This window comes from Roseimicrobium sp. ORNL1, assembly GCF_011044495.1.
GTDB lineage: Bacteria > Verrucomicrobiota > Verrucomicrobiia > Verrucomicrobiales > Verrucomicrobiaceae > Roseimicrobium.
Window position 1 is genome coordinate 862,598 of the sequence record NZ_CP049143.1, and the last position, 21,224, is coordinate 883,821.

Annotated in this window: 19 protein-coding genes; 12 read left to right on the plus strand and 7 right to left on the minus strand. The window is 60.7% G+C overall.

The genetic code is table 11. The features are described from left to right. The first annotated feature begins 13 nt into the window (after positions 1-13). The 3 genes from G5S37_RS03445 to G5S37_RS03455 all read left to right on the plus strand — a co-directional run bounded on the left by G5S37_RS03445 (position 14) and on the right by G5S37_RS03455 (position 3,762). Positions 14-1,138, plus strand: a complete 1,125-nt coding sequence (locus tag G5S37_RS03445; protein ID WP_165200873.1) for an iron-containing alcohol dehydrogenase — start codon at positions 14-16, stop codon at positions 1,136-1,138. Between the two features lie 144 nt (positions 1,139-1,282). Continuing rightward, a complete protein-coding gene (locus G5S37_RS03450) occupies positions 1,283-2,209 on the plus strand; it encodes an alpha/beta hydrolase (protein ID WP_165200875.1) in 927 nt (308 codons plus the stop codon). 464 nt (positions 2,210-2,673) lie between these two features. Beyond that, positions 2,674-3,762, plus strand: a complete 1,089-nt coding sequence (locus tag G5S37_RS03455; protein WP_165200877.1) for a bifunctional chorismate mutase/prephenate dehydratase — start codon at positions 2,674-2,676, stop codon at positions 3,760-3,762. A gap of 50 nt (positions 3,763-3,812) precedes the next feature. Here the strand turns inward: G5S37_RS03455 and G5S37_RS03460 are convergent, their stop codons facing one another. From G5S37_RS03460 to recO, 4 genes are all read right to left on the minus strand, one after another. Next, positions 3,813-5,690 carry a KUP/HAK/KT family potassium transporter gene (locus G5S37_RS03460; protein ID WP_165200879.1) on the minus strand — a complete coding sequence of 626 codons (1,878 nt, stop codon included), beginning with the start codon at positions 5,688-5,690 and terminating at the stop codon, positions 3,813-3,815. A 33-nt stretch (positions 5,691-5,723) separates the two neighbouring features. Continuing rightward, positions 5,724-7,613: a KUP/HAK/KT family potassium transporter gene (locus tag G5S37_RS03465; protein WP_240914791.1), complete on the minus strand. Its 1,890-nt coding sequence runs from the start codon at positions 7,611-7,613 to the stop codon at positions 5,724-5,726. A 413-nt stretch (positions 7,614-8,026) separates the two neighbouring features. Then, positions 8,027-8,908, minus strand: coding sequence for a tetratricopeptide repeat protein (locus tag G5S37_RS03470; protein WP_165200881.1), 882 nt, complete (start codon positions 8,906-8,908; stop codon positions 8,027-8,029). 51 nt (positions 8,909-8,959) lie between these two features. After that, positions 8,960-9,535: a DNA repair protein RecO gene (gene recO / locus G5S37_RS03475; RefSeq protein WP_165200883.1), complete on the minus strand. Its 576-nt coding sequence runs from the start codon at positions 9,533-9,535 to the stop codon at positions 8,960-8,962. 108 nt (positions 9,536-9,643) lie between these two features. On the opposite strand from recO, the gene G5S37_RS03480 reads away from it, so the two are divergent. Genes G5S37_RS03480 through G5S37_RS03490 form a run of 3 tightly spaced genes read left to right on the plus strand, consistent with a single transcriptional unit; the run spans position 9,644 to position 13,109 of the window. Further along, positions 9,644-10,405: an SDR family oxidoreductase gene (locus G5S37_RS03480; RefSeq protein ID WP_165200885.1), complete on the plus strand. Its 762-nt coding sequence runs from the start codon at positions 9,644-9,646 to the stop codon at positions 10,403-10,405. Beyond that, on the plus strand, positions 10,402-11,946 hold the full coding sequence (locus G5S37_RS03485) for a malonate decarboxylase subunit alpha (protein WP_165200887.1): 1,545 nt from the start codon (positions 10,402-10,404) through the stop codon (positions 11,944-11,946). The genes G5S37_RS03480 and G5S37_RS03485 overlap by 4 nt, the downstream gene beginning before the upstream one ends. Then, positions 11,943-13,109, plus strand: coding sequence for a thiolase family protein (locus tag G5S37_RS03490; RefSeq protein ID WP_165200889.1), 1,167 nt, complete (start codon positions 11,943-11,945; stop codon positions 13,107-13,109). The genes G5S37_RS03485 and G5S37_RS03490 overlap by 4 nt, the downstream gene beginning before the upstream one ends. 218 nt (positions 13,110-13,327) lie before the next feature. On the opposite strand, the gene G5S37_RS03495 is transcribed toward G5S37_RS03490, so the two are convergent. Next, complete coding sequence (locus tag G5S37_RS03495; protein ID WP_165200891.1) at positions 13,328-14,659, minus strand: MFS transporter; 1,332 nt, start codon at positions 14,657-14,659, stop codon at positions 13,328-13,330. Between the two features lie 168 nt (positions 14,660-14,827). On the opposite strand from G5S37_RS03495, the gene G5S37_RS03500 reads away from it, so the two are divergent. The 6 genes from G5S37_RS03500 (at position 14,828) to trmD (ending at position 19,083) form a co-directional block, all read left to right on the plus strand. Then, the gene (locus G5S37_RS03500; protein ID WP_165200893.1) at positions 14,828-15,232 is read left to right on the plus strand and encodes a cupin domain-containing protein; all 405 of its coding nucleotides are present in this window, start codon (positions 14,828-14,830) and stop codon (positions 15,230-15,232) included. A 70-nt stretch (positions 15,233-15,302) separates the two neighbouring features. Further along, positions 15,303-16,449, plus strand: a protein-coding gene (prfB, locus tag G5S37_RS03505) for a peptide chain release factor 2 (RefSeq protein WP_206026293.1) whose coding sequence is annotated in 2 segments (ribosomal slippage) — positions 15,303-15,386 and positions 15,388-16,449 — 1,146 coding nt in all. Because the reading frame shifts where the segments join, the coding sequence is not laid out codon by codon here. A gap of 44 nt (positions 16,450-16,493) precedes the next feature. Further along, positions 16,494-16,985 (plus strand): hypothetical protein, encoded by a 492-nt coding sequence (locus G5S37_RS03510; RefSeq protein ID WP_165200895.1) that lies wholly within the window; start codon positions 16,494-16,496, stop codon positions 16,983-16,985. Between the two features lie 22 nt (positions 16,986-17,007). Beyond that, the gene (locus tag G5S37_RS03515) at positions 17,008-17,550 is read left to right on the plus strand and encodes a hypothetical protein (RefSeq protein ID WP_165200897.1); all 543 of its coding nucleotides are present in this window, start codon (positions 17,008-17,010) and stop codon (positions 17,548-17,550) included. Positions 17,551-17,714: 164 nt separating this feature from the next. Continuing rightward, a complete protein-coding gene (locus tag G5S37_RS03520) occupies positions 17,715-18,332 on the plus strand; it encodes a hypothetical protein (RefSeq protein WP_165200899.1) in 618 nt (205 codons plus the stop codon). Between the two features lie 73 nt (positions 18,333-18,405). After that, entirely contained in the window at positions 18,406-19,083 is a 678-nt protein-coding gene (trmD, locus tag G5S37_RS03525; RefSeq protein WP_165200901.1) for a tRNA (guanosine(37)-N1)-methyltransferase TrmD, read from the plus strand. 385 nt (positions 19,084-19,468) lie between these two features. On the opposite strand, the gene G5S37_RS03530 is transcribed toward trmD, so the two are convergent. Then, positions 19,469-20,272, minus strand: coding sequence for a squalene/phytoene synthase family protein (locus G5S37_RS03530; RefSeq protein WP_165200903.1), 804 nt, complete (start codon positions 20,270-20,272; stop codon positions 19,469-19,471). Further along, positions 20,269-21,189 carry a fatty acid desaturase gene (locus G5S37_RS03535; RefSeq protein WP_165200905.1) on the minus strand — a complete coding sequence of 307 codons (921 nt, stop codon included), beginning with the start codon at positions 21,187-21,189 and terminating at the stop codon, positions 20,269-20,271. Before G5S37_RS03535 ends, G5S37_RS03530 begins: the two co-directional genes overlap by 4 nt. Positions 21,190-21,224 lie beyond the last annotated feature (35 nt).

Sequence of the window (21,224 nt, forward strand, 5' to 3'; positions counted from 1 at the left end):
CCGCTTCATCCGCGTGACAACCCTTCTTGCGCCGTTCGATCACATCCCTCGCACCCGCCTGGTCTTCGGAAACGGAGCCGTGCAACGCATTGGTGAACTGGCGCAGGAACTCGGAGGCAAGCGGGTGCTGGTGGTCTCGGACGCGGGCATCGTAAGAGCCGGTCACACCGGCCATGCGGTCGAGGCCCTGCGCAAGGCGGGCCTGGAGTCGGCGGTGTTCGACCAGGTGCATGAGAATCCCACGAATCTCGATGTGGATGCCTGCGTGGAGTTCGCGCGGGACTTCAAGACGGATTTGATCATCGGCCTCGGTGGCGGCAGCAGCATGGACACTGCCAAGGGCTGCAATTTCATCCTCACCAACGGTGGCACGATGAAGGACTACTGGGGCGTGGGCAAGGCCACCAGGGAAATGCTTCCCCTCATCGCCGTCCCCACCACGGCTGGCACGGGCAGCGAATGCCAGAGCTTTGCCCTCATCTCGGACGCTGTCACGCATGTGAAGATGGCGTGTGGCGACCCCAAGGCTGCGGCGAAGATTGCGCTGCTCGACCCCGAGCTCACCGTTTCCCAACCGGCCCGCGTGACCGCCGTGACTGGTATCGATGCCGTGGCGCACGCCTTGGAGACAGCGGTGACGAACAAGCGCACGCCGCTCTCCACCACCTATTCCCGCCAGTCGTTCCGCTTCCTCATGCGTGGCTTCGAGCGCGTGCTGCAGGAGCCAACCGACCTGGAAGCGCGCAGTTCCATGCAACTAGGCGCGGCCTTTGCCGGCACTGCGATTGAGAACTCCATGCTCGGCGCGGCCCATTCCTGCGCGAATCCGCTCACCGCAGAGTTCAATATTGTGCACGGTCAGGCGGTGGGCTTGATGTTGCCGCACATCATCCGCTTCAATGCCGCCCTGCCGGAAATCGCGGAGATTTATGCCAGCTACCACGCTGGGGACTTGCCGGGGCGTGTGACCGAGCTCCTCCGCGCTGCCGGATTGCGCACGCAACTCCGCGAACTGAACGTGGACCGCGACCGCATCCCGGTGCTCGCCCAAGGAGCTGCGAAGCAGTGGACCGCCAACTTCAATCCGCGTCCGCTCACGGAGGGTGACTTCATCGCGCTCTACGAAGCCGCGTGGTAGTCGGTAGTCGAGTTGCTGGAAGAGACGGTCAGAACGCTTCGTTCAGCCGAATGCGTTCTTTGGTTGCCGTGGTGCGTGTTTGTCTGTCTGCACTACTCCTGCCCGGCCCGGTCGCCTGCCATCACATTCTGCCTTTCTCCCGTCATGAAACCATTTTCCGCCTTCCTCGCAGCCGCCTTTGCCGTGGCGCTTGTGTCCCCTGCTTTTTCCCAGGGACCTGAAAAGCCCAAGGATCCCGCAGCCAAGCCCGAGAAACCGAAGTTCACGAAGGTGCTTCCCGCACTGCCGGACACGCTGACGCTGCACGAGAAGATCGAGTGCTCGCGCGTCGGTGATTTCGCCGTGCTGCTGGACATCTACGTCCCCAAGGCGGCGGGCAAGTATCCTGCCATCCTGCTCATTCACGGCGGTGGCTGGAGAGCCCGTCAGGTGGAAGCGGACAAGCCCCTCGCCGAACGTCTGGCGCAGCGCGGGTATGTGGTCGCACAGGTGGCTTACCGCCTCTCGACCGATGCCAAGTTTCCCGCTGCGCTGCATGATTGCAAAGCTGCCCTGCGCTTCCTCCGTGCCCATGCGGAGGAGTATCACCTCGACCCTGAACGCATCGGCGTGGCGGGCGGCTCTGCTGGCGGCCAGCTCAGTGGCTTGATGGGCATGACCGGTGGCGTGAAGGAACTGGAAGGCACCGGTGGCGAGCCCGAGCAGTCCACCGCCATCAAGGCCTGCATTGTCATGGCTGCGACTATGGACTTCGTGGAATCCAACCGCATGCAGAACAACGAGGCGGTGATTCAGTACCTCGGACCGTTTGCGGAAAACAAGGCGCTGTTTGCCCAGGCCTCGCCCATCACGCACGTGAAGCAGGGCTGCCCGCCCACCTTGTTCCTCGAAGGAGAGAATGACACCGTGAAAATCGGACGGCCTGAGATGCAGGTGAAACTGCGTGCCCTCGGCGTGCCGACTGAGGTGATCACGCTGAAAGGCGCACCCCATCCCTTTTGGATGAGCCAGCCCTGGCTGGATGAAACCGCGAAGGCGGCCGGGGATTGGTTCGACAAGTATTTGAAGTAGCGAAGCGATCAAGGAGTGGGGCCATTCTTGGCCCCATCTTGGGCGTGCTACACCTTGAGGGGTTGTTCTACCTCTTTCTGTAAACGAAGCGACCGTCTCGCAGGGAGCGGCACTAGCCTAGTGCCGTCATGTGCAGTGTAGCCACGCGAATAGCTTGGAAGCGTCCGTAAAGCTTCGGAAGGATGGGCTCCGCACCCTCATTTGCCTACCACCGGCACTAAGGCTAGTGCCGCTCCCTGCGAGTTGCCTGCCACCTCTTGGGGACATGTGACCTGAAGTGTGCCTTTGACACCTCCCATGGGGGCAGGAATGCCCCCACTCCTTGGGTGGATGCGCGCCTATCTGCCTGAATTTCCACTTGTTCCACACCCCGTCCTAGAGCACCCGATTTGCCGACACATGCATTTTCTGCTTTCCACCCCGGCAGCGCTCGCTCTAAATCCTCGGGATTTCCTCACACCATCATGACACTGGAAGACGTTCGCATTGAGATTGACCGCGTGGATCAGGACCTTCTTCGCCTCCTGAACGAGCGAGCCGATCTGGTGCATCATGTCGGAGAGATCAAACGCAAGGAAGGCCTGGAGATCTATGCCCCCGACCGCGAGGAGCGTCTGCTCAAGAAGCTCATCGAGCTGAACAAGCAGAACAAGGGCCGCCTCCCGGAGAAGTCCATCCGCGCCATCTACCGTGAAATCATCTCCGCCGCACTGGCCCTGGAGCAGGACATGCGCATTTCCTACATGGGCCCGGCGGGGTCGTGGACCCATCAGGCGGCCGTCAGCCGGTTCGGCAACAGCGTGCTCTACATTCCGGAGGCAAGCACGGAGGATGTCTTCGAGCGCGTGACCACGCAGGAGGCGGACTACGGAGTGCTGCCCATCGAGCACAGCACGGAGGGTGCGGTGCACCACACGCTGGATCACCTCGTGGATTCGCCGATGCAGATCTACTCGCAGTTCCTTTGGCGAACGGAGACCGTCCTCATGTCCAATGGTCCCAAGGATACCGTGGACTACATCTATGGCCACCCGCAGGTGATTGCCCAGTGCCGCAAGTGGCTGACCCAAAACTTCCCCGACGTGGAGCTGCGTGAAGCTCCCAGCACCAGCCAGGCGGCTGCATTCGCCTGCGAACACCCGAACTCCGCCGCGTTGGGCACGGCCCTCGGAGCGGAACTGCAGGGGCTGAAAATCATCGCCGCCTCCATCGACGACAGCGCCTCCCAGGCCCGCTTCATTGTGCTGGGTCGCCGTCCTGCTCCCGCCACGGGAAATGATCACACCATGCTCATGGTGACTGCTCGCGACCGTGTAGGTGCCTTGTTGGAAATCCTGAAAGCCTTCGCCGATTACGGCATCAACGTGCGGCAGATCGAAAATCGTCCCGTGCCGGTCGAGGAGTCCGGCTCACAAACGCACGTGCGCTTTTTCCTGGAAGTCACCGGGCATTGTCACGACGAAGCCCTGAAGAAGTCGGTCGAGATCGTGGTCAATGAGGGGGATGCCATCAAGGTTCTTGGAAGCTATCCGAGCTCACCTTGGGGCGAGTGAGTGAAGGAGTAGTGCGCAGGTCACCTTCAAGGAGCGTTTTCCGCCGACCTTCACAGCTCCATCTGAATCCCCAGCTCAATGACCTGTCGTGAGGGCAGGTCGAAGTATCCGGTAGCAGGACGGGCGATGCGGGAGAGGAAGATGTAGAGTTTCTTCCGCCAGGGCGCCATGCCGCTCTTGCCGGTGGGGAGGAGCAGTTCTCTCGCCTGGTAGAAGCTGATGTTGCTCATCTCGCCGCCGCGTTTCACGGCGAGGGCACGGCAGAGGTCACGCATCACATCCGGCGATTCCACGAATCCGTATCTGAGCACCACGCGGTAGAAGTCGGGCATCAATTCCGTGGCGGTGAAGCGCTCTTCTTTTGTCGCGTAGGGTTCCTCCAGGAATGCCACCGTGAGCAGCACCACGCGCTCGTGCAGGGATTTGTTGTGCTTCAGATGGTGCAGGAGCACGAGCGGCATGCCGTCGGAGGAGCCGCTCATGAAAACACCGGTGCCGCGCACGCGGGGGATGCGTTTGTTCTCCAGTTCACTAATCAGGTGGTCGATGGGAATCTGTCCACGCGTCATGATGCGCCACAACAGCGCGCGACCGTCCTGCCAGGTCTTCATCAGGATCCAGAGCAGAAGGGTCAGCAGTAGCGGCATCCACGCACCGTGGAAGAGTTTCGCGAGACTGCCGGCCACATAGGTGGACTCCCAGATGAGGAAGAGAATCACAGGAACCAGCCCCTTCCACCAGGGCCACTTCCACAGACGCGTGACCACGATGAGCAGGAGTGAGCTGGTCAGCATCATGTTCGCAGACACGGTGAGCCCGTATGCGGCCGCCAGTTTGCTGGAGCTGCCAAACGCCAAAACCAGCGCGAGACAGCACACGCAGAGGAGCAGATTGATTTGCGGGAGGTAGATCTGCCCGCGCACGTCGGGATTCGTGTGTTTGATCTTCAGCCGTGGCAGGAAGCCGAGTTGCACAGCCTGCTGGGTGAGGCTGAAGACACCGGTAATCATGGCCTGGGATGCGATGATGGTGGCCAGCGTGCTCAGAATGACCAGAGGCAGCAGCAAGCTCTGCGGCGCGAGGCGGAAGAAGGGGCTCTCGTGCGTGGTAGGATCACGCAGCACCAGCGCGGCCTGGCCGAGATAGTTCAGCGCCAGTCCGGGGAATGCGACGAGGAACCAGGAGCGCTGCATCGCCGTGCGCCCGAAGTGTCCGATGTCGGCATATAGCGCTTCACATCCTGTAACGCACAGCAGCACACTGCCCATGATGCCCAGACCATGGTGGCCGTGCTCAATCAGGTACCTGATGCCATAGTGCGGCGAGAGCGCAGCCGCGGCGGCCGGATATTGCATCAGGTTGTAGACTCCCAGGGCTCCCAGCACTCCGAACCAGATGAGCATGATGGGCCCGAAGCCCGCACCAATACGGTGCGTGCCATGCCGCTGCACGAGGAAGACGGCCAGCAGGATGGCCACGGCCACGGGCACCACGTACTTCTCGAACTCCGGATTGATCTCCTCCAGACCTTCCACGGCAGAAAGCACGGAAATGGCCGGGGTGATCACGCCGTCGCCATAGAGAAGTGCCGCACCGATGATCGCAAACAGGCCGAGCCACTTGAGGTGTTCCTTCTTCAGTCCCGCCTCCGGATGTTTCAGGATGGAGAGCAGGGCGAAGACACCACCCTCACCCTGATTGGTCGCATGCACCAGGATCAGCAGGTACTTGATGCTGACGATCAGGATGAATGACCAGAGCATGAGGGACACGGGTCCCAATACCGTCACCGGGTCACTTGCCAGGAAGCGCCCTTCACCAAAGCATTCCCGCAACGCATACAGCGGGCTGGTACCGATGTCCCCATACACGACACCAAGCGCTGCCACGGCAACCGCCCAGCTTCTGGCATGATGTGGATTGTTCATGAGTTCCGGACAACGTCCAACAGCACCAAACCACTACAGCTCGAGCTGGATGCCCAGTTCGATGACCTGTCGTGAGGGAAGCTGGAAGTAGCCGGTAGCGGGCCGGGCGATGCGGGAAAGGAAGACAAAAAGTTTTTTCCGCCAAGTGGCCATGCGGCCCTTGCCGTCAGTGAGCAGGAGTTCGCGGCTCTGGTAGTAGCTGATGTCACCCAGCTTGGTGATGCCCTGCTTCTTCAGTGCGGCGGTGAGGTCGCGCATCACCTCCGGCTGCTCGGCGAATCCGTAGCGCAGAATGATGCGGGAGAAGGTCTCGTGCAGCTCCACAATCTGGATGCGGTCGGCATTCTTTACATACGGCTCCTCCTCAAATCGCACGGTGAGGATGACGGCGTTCTGGTGGAGCACCTTGTTGTGCTTCAGGTGGTGCAGCAGCACCAAGGGCAGGCCATCGGAGGAGGAGGAAAGGAAGACGCCGATGCCCGGCACGCGAAGGATTTTGTTCTTCTTTACCTCTTCCACGAGGTGAGTCACCGGGATGAGCTGGCGGGTGACTCGCTTCACCAGGATGGCGCGACCGTCGCGCCAGGTCTTCATGAGCGTCCACAGAATGGCGGTGATGACGAGCGGGATCCACGCGCCGTGGCGTATCTTTGTGAGGCTGCCCAGCCAGTAGCCGATTTCCATGGAAAGGAAAATGCCGACGGGGATGGCAGCCATCCACGTGGGTGTCTTCCACACACGGGTCATCACCATGAAGAGCAGGATGCTGCTCAGGAGCATGTCGGAGGACACACTCAGGCCGTAAGCGCCGGCGATGGAACCGGACTCCTGAAACACCAGCACAAGGGCGAGGCACGCCACACACAGGAGCATATTCACCTGCGGCATGAAGATCTGGCCACGAGTGTCCGTGGAGGTGTGTACAATCTTGAGCCGTGGCAGGAAGCCGAGCTGCACCGCCTGCTGCGTCAGGCTGAAGACGCCGGTAATCATGGCCTGCGAGGCGATGATGGTGGCGGCGGTGGCGAGGATGACCAGCGGCCACTGCGACCACACCGGAGCCATCTGGAAGAAGGGGTTGAACTTCGGCTGATCCACCATCGTGGGGTTGTTCAGGATCAGTGCGCCCTGGCCGAGGTAGTTCAGGATCAGCGCCGGGTACGCGACGAAGACCCAGGAGCGTTGCATCGCCGTGCGGCTGAAGTGGCCGATGTCCGCATACAGCGCCTCGCACCCGGTCACGCAGAGCAGCACCGTGCCCATGATGTGCAGGGCCTCCGACCGCTCATAGATGAGGTAGATCCAGCCGTGGTGGGGCAGCAGAGCGGCGAGGATGTCGGGCCTCTTCACCAGATTGGTCAGGCCGAGGACGGCCAGCACGAAAAACCATATCAACATCACCGGTCCGAAGCTGGCACCGATGCGCACCGTGCCATGCCGCTGCACGAGGAAAAGCCCAAGGAGCAGGACGGCCGCGCACACGGGCACAATGTAGTGCGGCAAGTCCGGATTGATGACGTAGAGGCCTTCCACCGCCGCGAGCACGGAAATCGCCGGGGTGATGATGCCATCCCCATAGAGCAGGGCCGCCCCGACAAGGGCAATGATGCTCAGTACGCCGATGGCCCGCTTGGAAAGTCCCGCCGCCTGTTGGCGCAGGAGTGCATAGAGGGCGAACACCCCACCCTCACCCTGGTTGTCCGCACGCGAGAGCAGCAGCAGGTACTTGATGGTGACGATGATGGTCAGGGACCAGAACATCAGGGACACCGGCCCGTAGACCGTGAGCACCTTGTCCGCTTCAAATCTGCCGTGGGAAACGGTCTCCTTCAGCGCGTAAAGCGGGCTGGTACCAATGTCTCCATACACCACCCCGAGCGCCAGTAGCGCGAGAGTCCAGCTCGAGGATTTTTTGTCTGACATCGGATGCCTTCGCCGTGTACCTGAGGTCCGGGTCGAGGGACTGCCATCTATGCATTGCGCCGGAGATTTGGCAACTTGGAAGATGTGAACGTGTAGTTCACGCGTTCAACGTAAGTACTTTATGAATACGTAATGAGCGCGGGGTGCAGGAATGTGAGGTTCACAGAACCGTGAGAATCCCGGGGAGGAAGCTAAAAGACACATGGCTGCGGATGCTGACGCGTAGCGTCCTTGGACTGCGTGCAGCCTGCTGCCGCTTTCTCCCGGCGCAGCCTGCTGCGCGCCGTGCCGCGACGAAGTCGCCAAGCTTTTCCAGACGCATCACCTTACGAGCGAGTATCACCATCGCCGCAGCAGGCTGCCGCAGTCCAAGGCCTTCGGCTTGACTCCTGCCACCTTAACCGTGGCGTAACTTACCGCCGCAGCACCTTCGCGATGCGCTTCTTCAGGACCTCGGCTTTGCGGTCTTCGCCCATGGACTCCAGCACATTGGCGTAGTCCATGCCGATTTCCTCGTAGCTGTCTGCGCAGGTGTCGATATTCTGTTCGAGGATGCGCAGGCTCTTTTCGTAATTCTGCTGGGTGGCGGCGTCGTCCTGCAGTTCGTAGCAGGCGGTGGCGAGGTTGCTGTAGCTTTGGGCCACTTCCGGGTGGTCGGGACCGAACACTTTCGTGCGAATGTCGAGCGCCTCCATGTGCATCTCCTTCGCCTGCTCGGCAAAACCGGCGGTGTAATAGAGACCGCCCAGATTATTGAAGACAGCGGCCACACGTTCATTGTCACGGCCGTAGTCCTTCTCCAGCGTCTCCAGAGCCATGAGGTAATGCTGCTCGGCGAGCGGGTAGCGGCCCAGGCTCTTGTAAATCATCGCCAGGTTGTTCCGCATCTGCGCGCTGTCGTGCGTACGGGGCGGTACCATGCGGTCATAGCCTTCAATCGCCGACTCATAGAGCGGGATGGCCAGCTCCTCCCGCTGGTTGAAATCATAAAGCGTGGCGAGGCCGGAGCGGAGGCGGGCCATCTGGAAGGTATCCACGCCAGCGCGTTCGCCGGTTTCGATGCCTTCTTGGTAGAGAGATTCGGATTTTTCGAAATCTCCTGCCTGCCGATGCAGCTCAGCGAGAGTTTCAAGCGCGTTGACCAGCAGGGGGAGGTTGGCCTCGTCTTCTTCAGCGGCCTGGCGCGCGTTGCGCAGGGCGGTACTGGCCACCCTCAGCGCGTCGTCGATTTTACCGGCATCCAGCAGACTGGACAGGTGTCCTTCGAGGAGCGTGTTGAGGTTTTCTGAGGACATGGGTTCAGATTGAAGCCGAAAGGATCACAACAAGCATGGACGGCGCTTCCATCAAGCGAAATCGCGATTGTCTTGGGATTCTTGTTTAGGGGTTTTGACCATTTCTTCCAGCAATTGGCGCCGCTGCGGGGGGAGTGGCCGGTGATAAACATCATGCAACAGGGCGGCAGCACCGCGCGAGTCATTTCCGAGCCCGAGTTCTGAACAAAGCTTCGCCTCGAACCTCAGCAGCAATCGTTCCGAGGGGTCGTGCTCCGTGAGATAGTCGAGGCTCAACCTCAACAATTCATAAATGCCGCCGAGAGGAGTTTCCTTCTCCGCCACAAGATCCACCAGTTTGGAAAAGTAGGTGGCGGCCAGGACGCGTAGATAACTTGTCCGTAATTGCAGGCGGGGATGAGTGAGGTGCACCTCGCGGAGCGTGTGGAGGTCCGTCTTCGGACTGGGGACCCAGACCACTTCGCAGGTCACGAAGAGGTCGAGCCGCCCGGCAAAGGGCGACTTGGGCTGGAGTGCTCCCTTGGCCACCGTCTTGAAGAGACCGGCCTCCTCGGAACACCAGTGCACAATCAGGCTGGTTTCGGAGAGCCGGCTGCGGTTGATGAGGATGGCGCTGGCTGTTTCCAAAAGAAATTCCTCCAGATGGCGGTGGGGGCAAACGCCTAAGAAACCGCCCTTTCGCCGGTATGTAAAGGCTTGCAGACCTGCCGACGTTCCGATTTCATGGCGCCCGGCATGAGCATCGCCATCGATCTGACAGGAAAAGTCGCCCTCATCACCGGGGCATCACAGGGTATCGGCGCGTGCATGGCACGCACTTTTCACACCGCCGGAGCGACGGTGGTGATCAACCATCCGGGCATGGGAAGCACCCCGGCAGATGCCGCAGCCCTCGCGGCGGAACTTGAGCAAAAACGCGCCGGGAGCACCCTCGTGGTGGAGGCGAACGTGGCGAACGCGGAGGCGGTGCAGGCGATGATGCACCAGGTGCGCGACACCTGCGGTGGCTTGGATGCCCTGATCAACAACGCCGCCATCATCCGCGACCGCACCGTGGCGAAGATGTCTTTGGACGAGTGGCAGTCCGTGATGGACGTGAACCTCTCGGGCGTCTTCCACTGCTGCAAATACGGGCTGGAGGTCATGCGTGACCACGGCGCCATCGTGAGCATGGGCAGCATCGCGGCGATTCAGGGATTCTACGGCCAGGCAAACTACGCCGCCGCGAAGGCCGGCGTGCAGGCCATGATGCGCGTGGTCAGCCGCGAGGCGGCGAGGCGCGGCATCCGTGCGAATGCCATCGCCCCGGGCGTGGTGGACACTTCTATGGCGGCGACCATCCCAGAGAACGTGCGCGCCGAGATGCTGAAGAATGTGCCGCTGGCCCGTTTTGGCACGGTGGAGGAGATTGCGCACGTGGCGCTGTTTCTGTGCTCACCGCTCGCGTCGTATGTGACCGGCCAGACGATTGAAGTGAACGGAGGCTGGCGCGGATGAGGGCCGTCACGCGAATCACGTCCGTGGAGGAGGCCGTGGCGGCGATCCCGGATGGCGCCACGGTGGCGGTGGGAGGTTTCGTGGGAGCCGGGCATCCGGAAATGCTCACGGCAGCGCTGGAGCGCCGGTTCCTCGCCGGGCAGGGGCCGCGAGATCTCACGCTCATGTACGCCGCGGGGCAGGGGGACCGTGCCTCGCGCGGATTGAATCACCTCGCGCACGAGGGCCTGCTCAAGCGCGTCATCGGCGGTCACTGGAATCTCGCGCCGAAGCTGGGCAAGCTGGCGCTGGAGAACAAGATCGAGGCGTACAACTTCCCCCAAGGGGTGGTCTGCGTGCTGTTTCGCGAGATTGCCGCAAAGCGCCCCGGTATCTTCACCAAGGTGGGGCTGAATACCTTCATCGATCCGGTGCACTCCGGCGGACGCATGAACGCGCGTACCACGGAGCCCTTGATTGAGCGCATGGTCATGGATGGCGAGGACTGGCTGCGCTACCGCGCGGTGCCGATTCATGTGGGACTCATCCGCGCCACCAGTGCGGACGCCCGGGGGAATCTCACCATGGAACGTGAGGGCCTGGTGGGTGAAGTATTGCCCATTGCCCAAGCGGCGCGGAATCATGGCGGCATCGTCATCGCCCAGGTGGAGCGCATCACGGAAGGCAGCGTGGATCCCAAGGCGGTGCGCGTACCGGGGGCGCTGGTGGATTACGTCGTGGTGTCTGATGCGGAGCAGCACGCGCAGACTTTCGGTGAGCAGTTCAACGAAGCGTATGTCACCGCCATGGGGGAGAAGCTGGAGCCTCCGCGTCTTGCCTTCTCCGAGCGCAAGATCATTGGTGCACGTGCCCTGCAGGAGATTCGTCCCGGGGAAATGGTGAATCTGGGCATCGGCCTGCCGGAGGCCGTGGCCTCGGTGGCGGCGGAGACCGGCAGGTTGAAGGACTTCACGCTGACCGTGGAAAGCGGTCCCTTTGGCGGTGTACCGGCCTCCGGCTTGAGCTTTGGCTGCAGTCATCGTCCGGAGGCGGTGATTGACCAGCCCTCCCAATTCGACTTCTACGATGGCGGCGGCATGGACATTGCGATCCTCGGCGCGGCGGAGATCGATGCGGAAGGCAGTGTGAATGTGAGCATGATGTCCGGTCGATTCGCGGGTGTGGGTGGCTTTGTGAACATCGCCCAGAGCGCGAAGCGACTGGTCTTCTGCTGCACGCTAAGGGCCGGGGACCTCGCCGTAGAAATGCGGGAGGGAGGGCTGCGCATACTGCAAGAGGGGAAGCACTCGAAGTTTGTGAAGCAGGTGCAGCAGGTGTGCTTTCACGGCCCCACGGCGGTTCGTGAGGGCAGGCAGGTGCTTTATGTCACCGAGCGTGCCGTTTTTGAATTGACCCCCCAGGGACCTGCGCTGATCGAACTGGCTCCGGGAATCGACCTCCAGCGGGACGTGCTGGATCGCATGGAGTTCACGCCTGTGATACAATCACCCCGAGTAATGCCGTCCGAGTGTTTCCAGCAGCGCCAGTCCGTCCTAGCATGAAATGGTCCGCACCCATCTACGTTGTCGAGGCGAAGCGCACGCCCATAGGCCGCTTCTGTGGCGGGCTGAAGGAGCTGTCGCCTGCGGATCTGGCGCTCACCGTGGCGCAGGCCGTGGTGCCGGATGAACTGGAGGGCCAGGTGGATGAAGTGATCCTGGGCCAGGTGTTGCAGGCAGGCTCGGGAATGAATGTGGCGCGTCAGCTCGTGCTGCGACTGGGCCTCGCGCAGAGCGTGCCTGGGTTCACGGTGAACATGGTGTGCGCCTCCGGCATGAAAGCTGTGGCATTGGCGGCGGATGCCATCGCCTCCGGTCAGTCCTCAGTCGTGCTGGCAGGCGGAGTGGAATCGATGAGCCGCGCGCCGCACTACGCGCGCCATGTGCGTGAGGGCAGCAAGCTGGGGAATGCCACGCTGGAAGATTCCATTTTTGTGGATGGCCTCACGGACCCCATTCTCAAGCTCGGCATGGGAGAGACGGCGGAGCGCATCGTGGAGACCTGTGGCATCACCCGCGAGGCGCAGGATGCCTTTGCGCTCACGAGTCAGGAGCGTGCGGCTGCTGCTGCGGAAGCCTTTGAGCGGGAAATCGTGCCGGTGGAAACCAGGGCGGGCCCGGTCACCCACGATGAACATCCGCGCGCGGATACCACTCTGGAAAAGCTGGCGAAGTTGAAGCCGGCCTTCCGCAAGGATGGCACGGTCACGGCGGGCAATTCCTCCGGCATCAATGATGGCGCGGCACTGCTGCTGCTTGCTTCCGAGGAGGCGGTGCGGAAGTACGACCTGCAGCCACGCGCCCGCCTTGTGGCGGGTGTGGCGACCGGATGTGAGCCTGCCACCATGGGACTGGGACCGGTGTCTGCCGTGCAGCGTCTGCTGAAGGAAACCGGTTGGACCATGGATCAAGTCGACGCCATGGAGATTAACGAAGCCTTCGCCGCACAGACCCTCGCGTGCGCTGAGCAACTCGGTGTGGATCGCGCGAAGCTGAACCGCCGTGGTGGCGCCATTGCCCTGGGGCATCCGGTGGGCTGCAGCGGCGCGCGCGTGCTGGTGACCCTGTTGCACATCCTCGAAGACGAAGAACTGAAGCGTGGCGTGGCGACCTTGTGTGCCGGCGGCGGCATGGGCATTGCGATGGCGATGGAGCGGGTGGAGTAGGGGTGGAAAAGAAAGGAGCGCGGACACTCTTGTCCGCTATCCCTGATGTTCCATCTCCTTTCATCTGGCAGGCAGGGCCGTATTCCACCAGCAGCTTCTGACGAGCGGCGTCACTGTTGTCGCATGAAAGACTTCGCTGCGCCACAGAACGGCGGACAAGAGTGTCCACGCTCCTTTGGATGCTCGCTCCGCTCGTCTCGTATTTGGCGTATTCTCGCCTATTCGTCCCGGCTGCCCGCACTATCACTATCACCCTCCAGCGACTTCCGATTCGTCTCCGCCGCAATGAACACACACGTGATCGTGATGGCTCCCATCACGATGAGATACACCGCGATGGGCCAGGGCTCGTTGCCGCTCCGCTGGAGAAGTTCGGTGGCAATGAGTGGCGCCAGTCCACCTGCCAGAGGTGAGGCGAGCTGGTAGCCCAAGGAGGTGCCGGTGTAGCGCGTGCGGGTGCCGAAGAGTTCCGAGAAGAACGCAGCCTGCGGCCCATACATGGCGGAGTGGCCAATCATTCCCAGGACGATGGCGGCCCAGATCCACCACATGTTTTGGGTGTCCACCAGCCAGAAGAACGGGAATGCCATCAGGACCAGGAAGAAGGCGCCCGCCAGATAAACCGGGCGACGGCCCACGCGATCCGAGATGGCGCCGAACCACGGAATGGTGACCAACTGGATGGCACAGCCCAGCAGCACGCCGTTCAGCGGCGTGCTCTTTGGGAGACCGTGTTTTTCCGTAACGTAGGTCAGCACCCAAATGGTGAATATGTAGAAGAAGGCGTTCTCCGCGAGACGTGCTCCCATGGCGAGCAGGACATTGCCCGGATGCGTTTTCAACACCTCCAACACGGGCATCGTGGGGAGCGGTTTCTCCTTCTTGGACTGCTCGAACACGGGACTCTCCAGCACCTGCATGCGGATGAAGAAGCCGATGCCGGTGAGCAGGATGCCAAGCAGAAAGGGCACCCGCCAGCCCCACGCGAGGAAGGATCCCTGGGGCATCAGGTTGAAGCAGCTCATCACGCCCGTGGCCAGCAGCATGCCCGCAGGCACTCCGGCCTGCACCCAGCTTGCGTAGAGACCTCGCTTTTCCTTTTCTGCATGCTCCACCACCATGAGCACCGCGCCGCCCCACTCACCGCCCACGCCGAGTCCCTGAATGAACCTGAGCAACACCAGAAGGATGGGCGCGAGGACGCCTGCTTTCTCATACGTAGGCAGAAGACCGATGGCGAAGGTGGCCAGCCCCATCATCATGAGCGTGGTCACCAGCATCGATTTGCGCCCGATGCGGTCGCCAAAGTATCCGCAAATCACCCCACCCAAGGGACGTGCAAAGAAGCCCACTGCAAAAGTCCCGAAGGAGGCCATGGTGCCGGTGTGGGGATCGAAGTTGGGGAAGAAGAGCTTGTTGAAGACCAGCGCCGCTGCCGTCCCGTAGAGGAAGAAGTCGTACCACTCGATAGCTGTGCCCACGAAGCTGGCGGTCACCACGCGGCGCATCGAATGCCGGCTGGGTGGTGAAGCGGGGGCGGAGGAAGACATGGATCGCGGGCGAAGCGAGAAAAAACGCGTCTATGGCACAACTTCTCTCGGAAGTTGAATGTGAAGGTTCTACCAAAAAATAAATGAATGCCCATGAGAAAATGCCTGCATGGGCATATGTTTAGCCTTCATCATCGCGCGGCTAGTTAAACCTCACCCCGAATCCCCATGGCCACCCCCTTTCGAATCGTCCACTACCGGGGCACCTCGCCCTCATTCGTCCAACGGCTCGGCCCCTACAAAATTGAGTCGCTGATTGCGCCCGAGGACGAGTTCGCCGCCACGGCCTACCGCGTCTGCATTGAGCCGCACCAGACCACCGGTGTGAGCTATCACAAGGTGGCCGAGGAATTCTACTACGTCCTCTCCGGCAGCGGCACCGCCATTCTGAATGGAGAGCCTTTCAAGCTGGCCACCGGTGACTTCCTCCGCCTTCCGCCGGGTACCACCCACGGCTTCGTCACGCAGGATGAGGAACTGGTGATGCTGGACTTCCACACGCCGGGCTCACGGCCGGATCACGATGTGTACTTCGTGGGCATGACGCCCGAGGGGTTCACGGTCAAGGAATAGAATAGGCGCCCCCTGCTGGTCAGGCGCGTATCTTCCCTTGCGCAGCCGCCATCGTATGGCTACCTGACCTATGGACCAAGCAAAGACCGTCGTCACTGATATGCAAGCCTTCGACACCGAGAGCCTGAAGGGCCGCCTCGGAGCGCTCCGGAGGTATCTTTGACGTCGCGAAGCTGAAATCCGAACTGGAAACGCTGGAAGAGAAGACCGCCACACCTGAGTTCTGGAATGACCAGGACGCAGCGCGCAAGGTCATCGGTCGAGTCAATGCCATCAAAGGCCAGCTCGAACCGCTGGCGGCGCTGGAAACGCGGCTGGCCGACTTCTTCGTGCTGGGTGAAATCGCCGAGCACGAGAACGATCTCGCCTCCTGGAAAGAGGTGGAGAAGGAATACGCCGCGCTCGACAAGGCGCTGGGCGACTTCGAGCTCACGATCATGCTCAGCGGTGAGTATGACAAGACCGGCGCATTCATGACCATTCACTGCGGCGCAGGCGGCACCGAATCCTGCGACTGGGCGGACATGCTGCTGCGCATGTACACCCGCTGGTCCGAACGCTCCGGCTACAAGGTGGAGATGGTGGACTTCCAACCGGGTGAAGAAGTGGGCGTGCGCAACGCCACCTTCAGGGTGACCGGTGACTACGCCTTCGGAAAGCTGAACTGCGAGCGCGGCGTGCATCGCCTCGTGCGCATCTCGCCTTTCGATGCGGCCAAGAAACGCCACACCAGCTTCGCCAGTGTGGACGTGACGCCCGACATCGAGGACGACGGTGGCATTGAACTCAACGAAGCGGACGTGAAGTTTGAAACCTACCGCGCCGGCGGCAAGGGTGGCCAGAACGTGAACAAGGTGGAGACGGCCGTACGCCTCATCCACGGGCCCACGGGCATCATCGTGAACTGTCAGGTCCAGCGCTCCCAGGGCAAGAATCGTGAAATGGCGATGCACATGCTCAAGGCCAAGCTGTACCAGCTCGAGCAGGACAAAAAGAAGTCCGAGATGGAGCGCCAGTACGGCGAGAAGGGCGATGTGGCCTGGGGCAACCAGATCCGCAGCTACGTCTTCCAGCCGTATCAAATGGCCAAGGACCACCGCACCGGTGAGAAGACCGGCAACATCCAGGCCGTGATGGACGGCGACATTGACGCCTTCATCGAAGCCAAGCTCCGCGGCCGCAAGGCAGGTGAGAGTGATGGGGATGAGGACGTGTAAGCCTCCTCTTGCCAGTTTTTGTCGATTTCGGTACCATGGCAAACATGCTCACGCGTGTTTGCCATGTTGCTTTTGTGCTCGCCACGTTGTGGCTGGCGGGAGGGGTGTATGCGCAAGCTCCGTCCCTCGTGACGGAGAAGAAGCCTGACTCCGATGAAGTTGGCAGGAAGGCGATGGAATCCCGGGTGGCGCAGATCAACCATGAGGTCAGCGAGTTTCAGACGAAGCTTCAGAGCGAGAGCAAGACGGCTCGACTCGGGAGGACTTGCGGAAGTGATGTCTGGATGATTGAGAAGAGAATTGATGAGGCGACCGCCAAGTTGGAAACTCTGGAAGTATCCAATCCTCATGCTTCCGAGGTGAAGACGCTTAAGACGGAATTGATGGAGTATAGAAAAGTGGCGAGGGCGATGGAGGAGCAAGACAGGCCTTTGCTGGAAGCTTTTCAACGCATCTCCAACTTGCGGCAACGGATCAAGGAACTGGAGGTAGAGCGGGAGAGGTTGGAGCGCGATTTGAAGTCGATGTTGCGGTGACGCGGATGTGCCGGTCGGGTTCTTGACGCCATCATCTGGTTTTTGCTATTCTTTGGCACCAATGGATGTTCTGCGTCACGCTTTGATCGTCGTTCTCTTCACGGCGTTTTCCTTTGTTTCGCCAGTCTCAGCGGATGCGCCCGAAGACAAGAAGGAGGTGAAAAAATCCGCGAGCGCACAGACCCCGCTTGAACTGGCAGAAAAGGATTTGGCAGCAGCGAAGAAGGAGCTGGAGGAGTATGAAAAGGCAGTCCAGCACTACTTCAGGGGCTGCGCCAATGACTTGATGGACATGGCGGAAGACTTGAAAGGCGCTCGTCTGCGCCTGGCGGAGCTGGAAAAGAACAAGGGAGACCAGGGCGAAATAAAAGCCGTGAAGGAGAAGGTCTCAGGCTACGAACGGTATTTTCACGAAATGGAGCAAGAACGGCTCACCAATCCCTTGAGCAAGCATGACATCACGCAAGTGATGAACGGGTTGAGGAGCAAGGTTGCCGATTTGCTTGATGTGCGAGACAGGCTCAGAGCTGAGGCTGCGAAGGTTCCGGCCAAGAAGGAGAATTGAATCCCGGCTTCATGCAGTCACAGTCCTGAGGAAGGGCTTGCCTGAATGCTCGGCTCGCGCTCTTTTTGCCATGGCTTGATATGCGGCATGAATGTTTCCGGCGTGATTACGTCATAGGGTGTTGTAATCTGTTTTGTGCCAATGACGGACAATCTGGTCTCTCCATGAAATCCATACTCCTCTTTTTCGCCGGTGGCGTTGTCGGAGCCCTGGCCATCTGGTTTGGCCTTTCCAGGAATATCGTCCTTGTCCCCAGTGGAACGACCCTCGTGGAAGTGGATCGTTTCACCGGGAAGGCTCGTGAACTGCACTACTCTTATGAGGAGGCCAACCGCTTGCGCATGGAGGAGGGCGAGAGGGTGACTAAATTCACTGAGGAGTGGGAAAAGGCGCATCCCGTGGTTCAACCGGTGCCAAACGAAGCGGCGCCCAAGGTCCCCGAAAGCGTCGATACGGGGCCGGAACTCACCGCGGAGGAGTTGGCCCAGGTGAAGTTCGTGGGAGCGATCTCGGGGAACTTGAGCCCGAGTTACCTGAACTACCGGATTTTCAATGGGACCTCAAAAATGCTTACGTCGGCGGAAGTGCGCATCGAGGGAGTGGACAAGGAGACTGGAATTCCCATTGGGCGGAACCTGAGCTTTCGACTCCAATTGCCGGCCGGCACCGATGAGTCCAGCAGCGCGCCGATTCCGCAGGGATCCTTGCGAGAGGCCAGCTCTTCGGAATTGAAAATCACCTTGGTGAAAGTCAGGTCAGCACCAGCCACCAAGGCTCCGTAAGAGCTAGGCAAAGCAAGCAGCCTTGTTCCTCCTGCTTGCCCAAGTCCAACTTGAGCGATAGGGGTGGTACACTGTGCTTGCCGATATCATCACCCTCTTTCCCGAAGTCGTAAACGTTCCGCTGGGCTCCAGCATCATGGGGCGTGCGCGGGACAAGGGGTTGTTTCAGTATCGTGTGCACGACCTGCGTGAACAGGGCATGGGGAAGTATCGCCAGGTGGATGATGAACCCTATGGTGGCGGCCCGGGCATGGTGCTGCGGCCGGAGCCCATCTTCGCGGCGCTGGAGCCGTTGCGCACACCGCAGAGTCGCGTGCTGCTGATGACGCCGCAAGGCAAGCCCTTCAAGCAGGCGGATGCCGTGAGGCTCAGCAAGGAACAGCATCTTATCTTTCTGTGCGGTCACTACGAAGGCGTGGACCAGCGCATCGTGGAGAGCTCCGTGGATGAAGAGTTGAGTCTCGGAGACTACGTCCTCACGAATGGCGCGATCGCCGCTGCGGTGATGATCGATGCCATCGTGAGGTTGCTGCCTGGAGTGCTGGGCGATGATGAAAGCGCGGTGCAGGAGTCGTTCGGTGAGTCCGGTTTGCTGGACCATCCGCACTACACGCGTCCTGCTGAATGGCGCGGCATAAAGGTGCCTGACATCTTGCTTTCCGGTGACCATGGGAAGATTGCGAAGTGGCGCAAGGAGCAGGCGTTGGAGCGCACGAAGGCGAACCGGCCGGATTTGTTGGGGGGAAAGTAGGCTAGAAAGCTTGTCCCGGACCTGGAATAGCTGCCAGGGAGTGGGGACATTTCTGTCCCCATTCGCGACGCGTAAATGCATCATTCAGGTCGCACGTCCCACGAAGGAGGCGAGCGGTTCGCAGGGAGCGGCACTAGCCTTAGTGCCGGTGGTGGGCAAAGTGGGATGCGGAGCCTTTTCTTTCGAAGCTGTAAAGACGCTTCCAAGCTGCTCGCGTGGCAACGCTGCATATGACGGCACTAGGCTAGTGCCGCTCCCTGCGGGACGGTCGCTCCGTGCACGCGCATGGGTGATTTTAGTCTTGGGGATGTAGCACGCCTCGAAAGGGGACAGGAATGTCCCCTCTCCTTGGGCCTGTGCTCACCTCGTGCGTGATTTCACGTGCTCAGCGAGAAGCGTACTTTTCGACGGACTTCTGAAACACCCTGAGCAGCTTCGCCGCCTCCGGCTCCTTCGTGGAGACTTCAGTGAGATTCGCGTGTGCCTGCTCAAGGTGTTCCTTCACCTTCGCGTGTTCCTCATTCAGCCACGCGGCGACTTCGGGTGTGTGAGTGGTGATTGTAGCGGAACCACCTTCTCTCAAGCGCGCAGCTTCCACCACCTTCTGCGGAACATTGATGATCCCCGCCGCCACATCATCATCAAAATCCCTCACCACGGAACACCACGCTAACGCCTTCACCAAACCAGGCACCTCCCTCGCGCGGGTCTGTAATCCAGACACGACCAGAAGAATATCCACCGAGTGGTAAAAGGTGCGATGCAGATGCGCGTGCAGGGTCTGCTCATCCAGCAACAATCGCTGGACGCGACGCTGCGAGTCGAAATGCATCGCTTGCAGCAGTGCATACACATCCGTGCGGCCTTCGGGCGCGGCTTCGAGCTCTTTCCAGAAAGCCTCACCGAGTTGGGAGAGGGGAATGTCCTCAGCAAAAACACCCGAGTCCCACTCCGCTTGCATGCGTGCGGCCAGTGCATCGAGGGAACCGTCCCACGTGCGATCACCGTCCATGTAGTCGTCAAACAATTGCAGGAAGGCGTAGCCCACACGGGCAGCATGCATCTTCCTCCAGCGCAGCAGCGAGCGTCCGTAGATGACCAGGAAGATGCCGAAGTAGCGCCGGTGACGTCTGGCAAAGCGCAGGCTCTCGGCGAAGCTCAGCCATTCTACTCCGCTTCCACGCTTCATGTTTCTGGTTTCTCTGGCATGGGACGCGGACCGCGCCACATGCTCAGATAAATACGCAGGAAGGAGGGGCGTGGCTCGGTGAAATCCACATGCTTGTGCAGATGCACCCAGGGCACGTCAGGATGCTGGTGATGCGCTTTGTGATGGTGGTAGTTCAAGAAGAGCCACTGCACGACCTTGTTCACCTTCAGATTCCAGGCGCCTTCTTTCGGGTCGAGCTCTGACCACGCATGGTCCGCATACTGAAGCGAGCTCCAGTTCACGGCGAAGGTCGCATAACACAGGAGCCAGCCCTGCCATGTGGCATCACTCAAAATGAAAAGGGCGGCCTGCACCGCGAGCGTGAAGAGAATCTCCACGCGAATCTTCCCACTCGGCGCCTTGTCAAACCCCTCCAGCATCGCATCCGCAGCGGTTTGTTGGGCAAAGCGCGAGTTGTCCGAACGCAACGCCTTCAGCTGAAACGCGCCCGGCCAGACGAGGTACATGATCATGCCTAGCGGCGAGGCAGTCCAGTAGAGGCCGGTGAGGATGCAGTACCACTGGGTGTACTTCAGGAATTTGTTATCCTCCGGGCGCAGGTAGTCGAACTGCTCCACCTCCGTGCGGTTGTTCCGATGATGCCGCAGGTGGAAGATGCGCTGGAAGGTGAGCGCGGTGGGGAAGAAGGCTGCCGCGACCCGCCCGCCCCATTCATTCGCCGTGCGATTCGAATGGAAGATGCCGTGCACGGACTCGTGCAGCAGCGAGAAAATGGTGTTGTTCACGAAAGAGAACGCCACCATCGCCAGCAACGTCTGCCACCACGCGGGCGCGTGGGACGCCGCATGCAGCAAGACACCCGCCGCCACGGCCGCTCCTGCGAGCAGCAGAAGGTTCAGCCGGTTGGGTATCGCGCGGGACTCAGGGAAGGACATGACCGCGGGAAGCTAAAGTCACACGCGGCAAAGCT